Source organism: Vulcaniibacterium tengchongense (genome assembly GCF_003814555.1).
GTDB classification, from domain to species: Bacteria; Pseudomonadota; Gammaproteobacteria; order Xanthomonadales; family Xanthomonadaceae; genus Vulcaniibacterium; species Vulcaniibacterium tengchongense.
On the sequence record NZ_RKQN01000005.1, the window covers coordinates 113,824 to 124,650 of the forward strand.

The window sequence follows — 10,827 nt, forward strand, 5'->3', positions numbered from 1 at the left end:
CGGCCATTCTGGCATCGCGACGAAGCCGCCGACAGCGCCGCGATGGCTCCGTCGGCGGCGCGGTTTTCGCGCGCCGCCGTTCGCGCCTCCGCGTCCAGCGGCGCGGCCCGGGTCCTCTTCGCTCGTTCTCGGGCCCGCGGCGTTCGCCGGGCGGCGATCGCCGCTCATGTCTGCGCGGTCAGCCGCGCCAGTTCGTCGGCCTGGTGCTCCTGCTGCAGGCGTTCGACCAGCGGGTCGAGATCGCCTTCGAGGATGTGGGGCAGGTCGTACAGGGTCAGGCCTTCGACGCGGTGGTCGGTGATCCGGCCCTGCGGGAAGTTGTAGGTGCGGATGCGCTGGCTGCGGTCGCCGCTGCCGACCTGCAGCTTGCGCGTGGCCGCGGTCGCGGCCGCGGCCTTCGCCGCCTGCGCCTCGGCCAGCATCGCCGCCAGGCGCTTCATCGCCTTGTCGCGGTTGGCGTGCTGGCTGCGCTCGGTCTGGCTCTCGACCACGATGCCGCTGGGCAGGTGGGTGATGCGGATCGCCGATTCGGTCTTGTTGACGTGCTGGCCGCCGGCGCCGCTGGAACGGAAGGTGTCGATCTTCAGCTCGGCGGGATTGATCTCGATCGGTTCGCCATCCGGCTCCACCGGAATGATCGCCACCGTCGCCGCCGAGGTGTGGATGCGCCCCTGCGACTCGGTCTCCGGCACGCGCTGCACGCGGTGGGTGCCGGACTCGAACTTGAGCCGCGAGTACGCGCCGCGGCCCTCGACGCGGGCGATGATCTCCTTGTAGCCGCCGTGCTCGCCGGGGTTGGCCGATTCGACCTCGACCTTCCAGCCGCGCCGCTCGGCGTAGCGCACGTACATGCGGAACAGGTCGCCGGCGAAGATCGCCGCCTCGTCGCCGCCGGTGCCGGCGCGCACCTCCAGGTACAGGTCGCCTCCGTCGCGCGGGTCCCTGGGGATCAGGTGCGCGAGCAGCTCCGCTTCCAGCCGCTCCAGGCGCCGCTTCGCGTCGGCGATTTCCTCCTCGGCCAGCCCGGCCAGTTCCGGGTCGCCGCGCATCGACTCGGCCGCGGCGAGGTCCTGGCGCGCCTGCGCTTCGGCGCGCAGCGCCGCGGCCACCGGTTCGAGCTGGGCGAACTCGCGCGAGAGCTTGCCGAAGCGCTCGGCGTCGGCGCCGATGTCCGGGTCGGCGAGCAGGCGTTCGAGTTCTTCGCGGCGCTCGGCGAGCGCTTCCAGTTTGCGGCGCAGGGTCGGGGTCATGGCAGAGGAACGGGCAGGGGGGCGGGAAACGAGGGACGCGGCGGATGGGCGTCGCTAAGCCTCGCGCTCCCCGTCGCTCCGCACGCGTTCCTCGCTCTCCGGGAAGAGCTTGCCGGCCGCGCGCGCCAGTTCGGCGTCGCCGGTCAGCGCGGCCTCGCGCAGCGCCACCGTCGGCGCGTGCAGCAGGCGGTTGGTCAGGGTATGGGCGAGCAGCTGCAGCACCTGCTCCGGGTCGCCGCCGGCGGCGAGCTGCTGGCGTGCCCGCGCCAGGGCCTCGGCCTTGGCGTGCTCGCCGTGCGCGCGCAGGCGCTTGAGCGGTTCGATCCGCGCCGTCGCCGCCATCTGCTCGGTGAAGCGCGCGACCTGCAGTTCGATGATCGCCTCCGCCTCGGTCGCGGCCTCGCGCCGGCTGCGGCGGTTGTCCTCGATCGCCCGTTCCAGGTCGTCGACCGTGTAGAGGAAGACGTCGCGCAGCGCCGCGGCGGCCGGGTCGATGTCGCGCGGCACCGCCAGGTCGACCAGCAGCATCGGCCGGTGCTTGCGCGCGGCCAGCGCGGCGGCGACCTGCGCCGCGCGCAGGACCGGCTCGCGGCTGGCGGTGGCCGAGATCACCACGTCGGCCTCGGCCAGGTGCTTGTCGAGATCGCCCAGCGGCAGGGCGTAGCCGCCGTGGCGGCCGGCGAGGTCCTGGGCGTGGGCGAGGGTGCGGTTGGCGACCAGCAGGCGCTTGGCGCGGGCCTGCGCCAGGTGCCGCGCCGCCAGCTCGATGGTCTCGCCGGCGCCGATCAGCAACACGCAGGCCTCGTCCAGGCGCGCGAACGATTCCTGCGCCAGGCGCACCGCCGCCGAAGCCACCGATACCGGGTTGGCGCCGATGCGGGTGTCGGTGCGCGCGCGCTTGGCGGTGGAGAAGGCGTGCTGGAACAGCCGGTCCAGGCGCGTGCCCAGCGTGCCGGCGGCGCGGGCCGCGGCCCAGGCGTCCTTGACCTGGCCGAGGATCTGCGGCTCGCCCAGCACCAGCGAATCCAGCCCGGTGGCGACGCGGAACAGGTGCCGCACCGCGTCCGCGTCGCGGTGCCGGTACAGGTAGTCGTGCAGCGCGCGGTCGGCGGCGGCCGGTTCCGGGTGGCGGGCCAGCCAGTCGGCGAGCGCGTCCTCGTCCTCGGCGACCGCGTACACCTCGGTGCGGTTGCAGGTCGACAGCAGCGCGGCCTCGCTCACGCCCGGCAGCGACCGCAGCGACAGCAGCGCGGTCGCGACCGCGTCGCCGGAAAAGGCGACGCGCTCGCGCAGTTCGACCGGCGCGGTCTGGTGGTTGATGCCGAGGACGAACAGGCTCATCGACGCCGGGACTCTACGTTCAGGTGCTTGCGCTAAGCTGCTGGCTACCGGAGCCCGCCATTCTACCGGCCAGGCTCCCGGCGGGCTCGCATCGACGGCGTCGGCAGCGCCGACGCTCCGTTCCACCGCGGTCCGTCTCGACGTCCACGCCACAGGTTCTCCCTCTGCAGCGGCACCGCCTTTGAACGGATCGATCCACGTCAACTCGCCCCGACCGGCGCCCGGCCCGCTCGGGCGCGCGCTCGGCCTGATGCTTGCCGCGGCGCTGAGCGGCCCGCTCGCGGCGGCAACCCCGCGCCCGGCGCCGGCCGATCCGGTCGGCGCTGCGCTGGAGCCGCTGCTGGCCGGCGAATTCGCGCTCCAGGCCGGGCGCCTGGACGAGGCCGCCGCCAGCTACCTGCAGGCCGCGCGCGCGGCCGGCGACGTCGCGCTGGCCGAGCGCGCCACCCGCATCGCCCTGCTGGCCAAGGACGACAGGCGCGCGGGCGAAGCGCTGGCGCTGTGGCGCGCGCAGGGCGGGCAGGGCCTGGGCCTGGCCGCGGCCGAGGCGGTGCTGGCGCTGCGCCGCGACGACGAGCGCGCCGCGCGCCGCCATCTTCGCCAGTTGCTCAGCGCGCCCGGGGACGCGGGCTGGCGCCAGGCCCTGGGCGTGCTCGGCGCCGGCGCGCGCGATCCGCAGCAGGCCGCCCGCCTGCTGGAGCGCTTGCTCGACGACGATGCGGTCCCGAACAAGCTGCCCGCGTGGCTCGCGTTCGGCGGCTTGGCGCAGGGCCTGGAGCAGCCGGAGCTGGTCGAGCGCATCGTCGCCGAGGTCGTGCGCCGCTTCCCCGGCGAGCCGCGGGTCGGCCTGCTGCGCGCCAGCCAGTTGCGCGACGGCGGCGATGCCGACGGCGCCCGTGCGATCCTCGCCGATCTGGCCGCGCGTGCCGGCGGCGACGCCGAGCTGCGCCGGGCCCTCGCCGACGAATACCGGCGCCTGGGCGACTACGCCGCCGCCGAGCGCGCGCTCGCCGCCGGGCCGCAGGACGACGAGGTCTACGCGCTGCGCGCCGCCCTGCTGGCCCAGGCGGACGACAAGCCGGCGCTGACGCGGCTGTACGAGGAACTGCGCACCGGTGCGGACAAGCCGGATCCGCAGCGGCGGCTGCTGCTCGGCCAACTGGCCGAGTTCCTCGACCGTTTCGACGAAGCGCTGGACTGGTACCGGGGCGTGCCCGGCGGCCCGCAGCGCTGGACCGCGCGCCTGCGCAGCGCCAACGTGCTGCACGAGCTCGACCGCCGCGACGAAGCCTACCGCGCCGTGGCCGAGCTGCAGGGCGACGCCGCCGCGCCCGACGAGGCGCGCCGCGACGCCCATCTGCTCGAGGCGGCGCTGCGCGAGGAGGACGGAGATGCGGCCGGCGAGCTGGAGGCCTTCGCCCGCGGCCTCGCCGCGTTCCCGGACGACGCCGAGATCCTCTACGCCCGCGCCCTGAGCTGGGAGCGCCGCGACGACATCCCGCGCGCCGAAGCCGACCTGCGCCGGATCCTGGTCGCCGAACCCGACAACGTCGCCGCCCTCAACGCCCTCGGCTACACCCTGGCCGACCGCACCACCCGCTACCGCGAGGCGCTGCAGCTGATCGAGCGCGCCCGCACCGCCGAGCCGGACAACCCCGCGATCATCGACAGCTACGGCTGGGTGCTGTACCGCCTCGGCCGCAAGGAGGAGGCGCTGGTCGAGCTGCGCCGCGCGCTGACCCTGCAGAAGGACGCCGAGATCGCCGCGCACCTGGCCGAAGTGCTGTGGGAACTCGGCCGCAAGGACGAGGCGCGCAAGTACTTCGACCAGGCGCGCAAGCTCGATCCCGACAACCGCGCGCTGAAGCGCGCGCTGGAGAGGGCCGGCGCATGAGGCGGGGCATGGCATGGGCGGCCCTCTTCCGCGGGGGCGTGGGGCAGCGCACGGCCCCGGCCGGGGCGCCTCCTCTGCTGGCCGGACCGCATCCGCGCCGGCGGAACCCGGCGGGCCCGGGCACCGCGCGCATGCTGCGCGCGGCGCCATCGCTGGCGGCCGCCGCCGCGTTGCTGCTGGCCGGCTGTACCGCGCAGCCCGTGCGCGCGCCGGCGCCGGCGGCGGCCGACCCCGCCCGCGCCCAGGCCGAAGCGCGGCAACGCGCCGGGCTGCGCGACTGGACCCTGGCCGGGCGCATCGCCGCCTCCAACGGCCGCCAGGGCGGCAGCGGCCGCATCGACTGGCGGCAGCGCGGCGCCGCGTATTCGATCTCGGTCAGCGCCCCGGTCACCCGGCAGAGCTGGCGCCTGAGCGGCGACGCCGCCGGCGCGCGCCTCGAGGGCCTGGAGGGCGGGCCGCGCGAGAGCGCCGACGTCGAGGCGCTGCTGTACCAAGCGACCGGCTGGAACGTGCCGGTGCGCGCGCTCGCGGACTGGGTGCGCGGGATCGGCGCGCCCGCGCTCGGCCCGGCCGAACTGGCCTACGGCGCCGACGGCCTGCCGGCGCGGCTGCGCCAGGACGGCTGGACCATCGACTACCGCAACTGGCGCCCGGTCGCGGGCGGGCCGGTCCTGCCGGGGCGGGTCGAGGCGGTCCGCGGCGAGGCCAAGGTGCGCCTGGTCGTCGACGCCTGGACGCTGGGCGAGGGCGAATGACCGGCATTCCCGGGCATGGCGCCGCGCCCGCATGGACGGCCTGGCCGGCGCCGGCCAAGCTGAACCTGTTCCTGCGCATCGTCGGGCGCCGCGGCGACGGCTACCACCTGCTGCAGACCGCGTTCCGGCTGCTCGACTGGGGCGACACGATCCGCCTGCGGGTGCGCGGCGATGGCGCGATCGTCCGCCACGGCGCCTCGCTGCCGGGCGTGGCCGCGGCCGACGACCTCGCCGTGCGTGCCGCCCGCCTGCTGCAAACGGAGGCGAACGTCGCGCTGGGAGCGGACATCGTCGTCGAAAAGCGCATTCCGGCGGGAGGTGGCTTCGGCGGCGGCTCGTCCGACGCGGCGACCGTGCTGGTCGCGCTGGACGCGCTGTGGGGCTGCGGCCTGGGCAGGGACCGGCTGGCCGGGCTGGGCCTGCGCCTGGGTGCGGACGTGCCGGTGTTCGTGTGCGGCGACAACGCCTGGGCCGAGGGCGTCGGCGAGCGGCTCGCGCCGCTGGCGTTGCCGCCGGCCTGGTACCTGCTCGTCGACCCGGGCGTGCACGCGCCGACCGCGGCGCTGTTCGCCGCGCCTGAATTGACGCGCGATGCCCCGCCCGCGACAATATCGGACTTCGTTTCGGGTGTGCCGCTCGGGAATGCGTTCGAGCCGGTGCTGCGCGCGCGCGAACCCGCGGTCGAGGCCGCGTTCGCCGCGCTGGCGCAGGTCGGTTCGCCGCGCCTGACCGGCTCCGGCAGCGGCTGCTTCGTCGAGTTCGCCACGCGCGAGGCCGCCGAGGCGGCGCTGGCGGCCTTGCCGCCCGGCCTGCGGGCCTGGGTCGCGGCCGGCGCGGCGCGGTCGCCGCTGCGGGACGCGCTCGAAGCGATGGTGGTCGGCGGCTAGCCGGTGCGCGGTGCTCCCGAGGGCATCGGCCGGCGATGCGGGCCGACGGCTGGTTTTTCCTGCAGGGGCGTCGCCAAGAGGTCCAAGGCACCGGGTTTTGATCCCGGCATTCGTAGGTTCGAATCCTACCGCCCCTGCCAACGCGCGGGCCCGCCCGCGCAAACCGCGCCTGGTGCGCGGATTCGCAACAGCAACGGATTCCATGCGCTGGCGTGGGGTCTGCCCTCCCAAACCGCCCGGTCAGAGCGCAGCGGCCATGACAGTGCAGAACGATCGCAACCTGCTGATTTTCAGCGGCAACGCCAACCGCCCGCTGGCCGACGCGGTATGCCGCGAACTGGGCACGCGCCTGGGCAAGGCGCTGGTCGGGCGCTTCTCCGACGGCGAGGTCCAGGTCGAGATCGAGGAGAACGTCCGGCGCCAGGAAGTGTTCGTGATCCAGCCGACCAACGCGCCGACCGCCGAGAACTTCATGGAGCTGCTGGTGCTGATCGACGCGCTCAAGCGCGCCTCGGTGGCCAGCGTGACCGCGGTGGTGCCGTACTTCGGCTACGCCCGCCAGGACCGCCGGCCGCGCTCCTCGCGCGTGCCGATCACCGCCAAGGTCGCGGCCAAGATGTTCGGCGCGGTCGGCACCGACCGGGTGCTCACCGTCGACCTGCACGCCGACCAGATCCAAGGCTTCTTCGACATCCCGGTCGACAACGTCTACGCCTCGCCGCTGCTGCTGGCCGACATCTGGCGCGCGCACGGCACCGACAACCTGATCGTGGTCAGCCCCGACGTCGGCGGCGTGGTGCGCGCCCGCGCGATCGCCAAGCGCCTGGACGACGCCGACCTGGCGATCATCGACAAGCGCCGCCCGCGCGCCAACGTCGCCACGGTGATGAACATCATCGGCGACGTCGCCGGCAAGACCTGCGTGCTGGTCGACGACATCGTCGACACCGCCGGCACGCTGTGCGCGGCGGCCGGCGCGCTGAAGGCGCAGGGCGCGACCAAGGTGGTCGCGTACTGCACGCACCCGGTGCTGTCGGGCGCGGCGATCGACAACGTCACCCGGTCGCAGCTCGACGAACTGGTGGTCACCGACACCATCCCGCTGTCGGACGCGGCGCGCGCCTGCGCCAAGATCCGCCAGCTCAGCGTCGCCGAGCTGCTGGCCGAGACCATCCGCCGCGTCGCATTCGGCGAATCGGTCAGCTCGCTGTACGTCGACTGACAGGAATTTGCGGCCGTCCGGCCGCGAACGCGCTCACCTGGTCGCGGGTGAGCGTCCATTCCGCCGCGAGGCGGGTCCTACGCAAGCAAAGTGAGTCCAACAATGTCCGAACACGTCCTCAAGGCCACTGGCCGCAGCGTCGAAGGGAAGGGTGCGAGCCGCCGCCTCCGTCGCGCCGCCAGCATCCCGGCCATCGTCTACGGCGGCCAGTCCGCGCCGCAGCCCATCCAGCTCGAGCACGAGAAGGTCTGGCTGGCCAGCCAGAACGAATGGTTCTACTCCTCGATCCTGAGCCTCGACATCGACGGCAAGGTCGAGAGCGTGCTGCTGCGCGACATCCAGCGCCATCCGTACAAGCAGCAGATCATGCACCTGGACTTCCAGCGCGTGGACGCCAACCAGGCGCTGCGCGTGAAGGTGCCGCTGCACTTCCTCAACCAGGAGAAGTCGCCGGCCGGCAAGACCGCGGGCGTGGTCATCACCCACGAGCTCAACGAGGTCGAGATCAGCTGCCTGCCGAAGGACCTGCCGGAGTACCTGGAGGTCGACCTGGGCAGCATGCAGGTCGGCGACATCGTCCACCTGTCGCAGGTCAAGCTGCCGGCCGGCGTCGAGATCCCCGAGCTCAAGCTCGGCAAGGAGCACGACGTGGCGGTGGCCGTGGCCAAGCACGGCAAGGAAGAGGCCGAGCCGAGCGAGGCCGAGGGCGAGTCGGCCGACGTGCCGGCGGCCAAGGTCAACAAGGACGAGAAGTGATCGCCGCCTAGCGGCGATCGCCTCCGGGGCGCCGGCGAGGGCCCGTCTTCGCCGCGGCGAGGGCGGGTCCCGCGCGGCGCCCGCAGCAACGCATGAGCACCGGTTTGCGTCTCATCGTCGGCCTGGGCAACCCCGGCGCCGAGCACCTCAGGACCCGGCACAACGCCGGGTTCTGGCTTGTGGATGCCCTGGCCGACCGCCTCGGCGGCCGCTTCGGCCTGGAATCGAAGCTGTTCGGCGAGACCTGCAAGGTCGAGATCGCCGGCCGCCCGGTCTGGCTGCTCAAGCCGGCCACCTTCATGAACCTGTCCGGCAAGTCGGTGCTGGCCGCGCTGCGCTACTGGAAGATCGAGCCGGGGGAGGCGCTGGTCGTGCACGACGAACTCGACCTGCCGCCGGGCGTCGCCCGGCTCAAGTTCGACGGCGGCCACGGCGGCCAGAACGGCCTGCGCGACATCATCCGCCTGCTCGGCCACGGCAAGTTCCATCGGCTGCGCATCGGCATCGGCCATCCCGGGCACAAGGACAAGGTCACGCCGTGGGTGCTCGGCCGCCCCGGCCGCGACGACGAGGCGGCGATGCTGCGCGCGATCGCCGACGCCCAGGACGTGCTGCCGCTGGCGGTCGCGGGCGACTTCAACGAGGCGATGAAGCGCCTGCACACCAGCCGGACCTAGGGCCGGGCTCCGGGATCCGTTCGAGGCCACGCGTGCGGTCCCGGATTTCGAAACCCGCATCCCGAATCACCAATCACGGACCAAAACCATGGGCATCAAATGCGGCATCGTCGGCCTGCCGAACGTCGGCAAGTCGACCCTGTTCAACGCCTTGACCAAGGCCGGCATCGCCGCGGCCAACTTCCCGTTCTGCACGATCGAGCCCAACGTCGGCGTGGTGCCGGTGCCGGATCCGCGCCTGGGCGTGCTGGCCGGGATCGTCAAGCCGGAGAAGGTGGTGCCGACCGCGGTCGAGTTCGTCGACATCGCCGGCCTGGTCGCCGGCGCGGCCAGCGGCGAGGGCCTGGGCAACAAGTTCCTGGCGCACATCCGCGAGGTCGACGCGATCGCCCACGTGGTGCGCTGCTTCGAGCACCCCGACGTGATCCACGTCAGCAACCGCGTCGACCCGATCGCCGACATCGAGACCATCGACACCGAGCTGGCCCTGGCCGACCTGGAGTCGGTGGAGAAGGCGCTGGCCAAGGCCGAGCGCGCGGCCAAGACCGGCGACAAGGACGCGAAGGCGCGGGTCGAGGCGCTCGCCCGCCTGCGCACCGGCCTCGACGCCGGCACCCCGGCGCGCGCGCTGGGCCTGTCGGAGGAGGACAAGGCGCTGGTGCGCGACCTGTTCCTGCTCACCCTCAAGCCGGTGATGTACGTGGCCAACGTGCTCGAGGACGGCTTCGAGAACAACCCGCACCTCGACGCCGTGCGCGCCCGCGCGGCGGGCGAGGGCGCCGAGGTCGTGCCGGTGTCGGCGGCGATCGAGGAGGAGCTGAGCCAGCTCGACGACGCCGACCGCGACGCCTTCCTCAAGGACCTCGGCCTCGACGAGCCCGGCCTGAACCGGGTGATCCGCGCCGCCTACAAGCTGCTCGGCCTGCAGACCTATTTCACCGCCGGCGTGAAGGAGGTGCGCGCCTGGACGGTGAAGGCGGGCGCGACCGCGCCGCAGGCCGCCGGCGTCATCCACAGCGATTTCGAGAAGGGCTTCATCCGCGCCGAGACCATCGCCTACGACGACTTCGTCAAGTACCGGGGCGAGGCCGGGGCGCGCGACGCCGGGCGCCTGCGCCTGGAGGGCAAGGAATACCGCGTCCAGGAAGGGGACGTGCTGCATTTCCGCTTCAACGTCTGAGGCGCCGCATCGCCGCTTCCGCGCGCGGGCGAGGGGCGGGCGAGGGCGGCGCGCAAAACGCGTTGACAATCCCGTGCCCGAGGGCCAAAATTACGGGCTCTTTTGGAGGGATACCCAAGCGGCCAACGGGGGCAGACTGTAAATCTGCTGGCTTACGCCTTCGGTGGTTCGAATCCACCTCCCTCCACCAGCTTTCGCCCGGCCCCGGCCGGACGGTTGCAGCAACAAACCGGCAGCCTTACCACCTGCCGGCGCAACACCCAAGCAGGTCCGCCGGCGCGGGAGTAGTTCAATGGTAGAACCTCAGCCTTCCAAGCTGATGGTGCGGGTTCGATTCCCGTCTCCCGCTCCATTGACGCCGCGACGGACAGCCTGCTCGGAAAACAACCCGCTCACGTAGCTCAGTCGGTAGAGCACCTCCTTGGTAAGGAGGAGGTCGCTGGTTCGATTCCAGTCGTGAGCACCACATTCCGGCCCGCGCGGTTCGCGCGCCGGCTCCGTATCCAACCTCGTAGCAGAACCGTACAAAGCGAGAAGCGACTGTCATGGCCAAGGGTAAATTCGAGCGCACCAAGCCGCACGTGAACGTGGGCACGATCGGTCACGTGGACCACGGCAAGACGACGCTGACGGCGGCGCTGACGAAGGTAGGCGCGGAGCGGTTCGGCGGCGAGTTCAAGGCGTACGACCAGATCGACGCGGCGCCGGAGGAGAAGGCGCGCGGCATCACGATCTCGACGGCGCACGTGGAGTACGAGAGCCCGACGCGCCACTACGCGCACGTGGACTGCCCGGGCCACGCGGACTACGTGAAGAACATGATCACGGGTGCGGCGCAGATGGACGGTGCGATCCTGGTGTGCTC

The 10,827-nt window shown here is 73.0% G+C and carries 10 protein-coding genes and 4 tRNA genes; 12 read left to right on the forward strand and 2 right to left on the reverse strand.

Features of this window, described 5'->3' with window-relative positions:
* Positions 1-164 precede the first annotated feature (164 nt).
* Both prfA and hemA read right to left on the reverse strand, forming a co-directional pair.
* Positions 165-1,250: a peptide chain release factor 1 gene (gene prfA, locus EDC50_RS14945; protein ID WP_123771298.1), complete on the reverse strand. Its 1,086-nt coding sequence runs from the start codon at positions 1,248-1,250 to the stop codon at positions 165-167.
* Positions 1,251-1,304: 54 nt separating this feature from the next.
* Positions 1,305-2,591, reverse strand: coding sequence for a glutamyl-tRNA reductase (hemA, locus tag EDC50_RS14950; RefSeq protein WP_123771299.1), 1,287 nt, complete (start codon positions 2,589-2,591; stop codon positions 1,305-1,307).
* A gap of 250 nt (positions 2,592-2,841) precedes the next feature.
* Between hemA and EDC50_RS14955 the strand changes: the two genes are divergently transcribed.
* From EDC50_RS14955 to EDC50_RS15010, 12 genes are all read left to right on the forward strand, one after another.
* Positions 2,842-4,485 (forward strand): tetratricopeptide repeat protein, encoded by a 1,644-nt coding sequence (locus tag EDC50_RS14955; RefSeq protein WP_123771311.1) that lies wholly within the window; start codon positions 2,842-2,844, stop codon positions 4,483-4,485.
* 131 nt (positions 4,486-4,616) lie between these two features.
* Positions 4,617-5,240, forward strand: coding sequence for a lipoprotein insertase outer membrane protein LolB (gene lolB, locus EDC50_RS14960; RefSeq protein WP_123771300.1), 624 nt, complete (start codon positions 4,617-4,619; stop codon positions 5,238-5,240).
* Positions 5,237-6,127: a 4-(cytidine 5'-diphospho)-2-C-methyl-D-erythritol kinase gene (gene ispE, locus EDC50_RS14965; protein WP_123771301.1), complete on the forward strand. Its 891-nt coding sequence runs from the start codon at positions 5,237-5,239 to the stop codon at positions 6,125-6,127. Before lolB ends, ispE begins: the two co-directional genes overlap by 4 nt.
* A gap of 63 nt (positions 6,128-6,190) precedes the next feature.
* A tRNA-Gln gene (locus tag EDC50_RS14970) sits at positions 6,191-6,267 on the forward strand.
* A gap of 122 nt (positions 6,268-6,389) precedes the next feature.
* Entirely contained in the window at positions 6,390-7,349 is a 960-nt protein-coding gene (locus tag EDC50_RS14975; RefSeq protein ID WP_123771312.1) for a ribose-phosphate diphosphokinase, read from the forward strand.
* A gap of 102 nt (positions 7,350-7,451) precedes the next feature.
* Positions 7,452-8,105 (forward strand): 50S ribosomal protein L25/general stress protein Ctc, encoded by a 654-nt coding sequence (locus EDC50_RS14980; RefSeq protein WP_123771302.1) that lies wholly within the window; start codon positions 7,452-7,454, stop codon positions 8,103-8,105.
* A 92-nt stretch (positions 8,106-8,197) separates the two neighbouring features.
* Positions 8,198-8,782, forward strand: a complete 585-nt coding sequence (pth, locus tag EDC50_RS14985) for an aminoacyl-tRNA hydrolase (RefSeq protein ID WP_123771303.1) — start codon at positions 8,198-8,200, stop codon at positions 8,780-8,782.
* An 88-nt stretch (positions 8,783-8,870) separates the two neighbouring features.
* Positions 8,871-9,962, forward strand: coding sequence for a redox-regulated ATPase YchF (ychF, locus tag EDC50_RS14990; protein ID WP_123771304.1), 1,092 nt, complete (start codon positions 8,871-8,873; stop codon positions 9,960-9,962).
* Positions 9,963-10,066: 104 nt separating this feature from the next.
* Positions 10,067-10,152: transfer RNA gene (locus EDC50_RS14995), tRNA-Tyr, on the forward strand.
* An 88-nt stretch (positions 10,153-10,240) separates the two neighbouring features.
* Positions 10,241-10,314, forward strand: a tRNA-Gly gene (locus tag EDC50_RS15000).
* Positions 10,315-10,352: 38 nt separating this feature from the next.
* Positions 10,353-10,428, forward strand: a tRNA-Thr gene (locus tag EDC50_RS15005).
* 79 nt (positions 10,429-10,507) lie between these two features.
* Positions 10,508-10,827, forward strand: a 320-nt coding sequence (locus EDC50_RS15010; protein WP_244922532.1) for a GTP-binding protein, incomplete at its 3' end; no start/stop codon positions are given.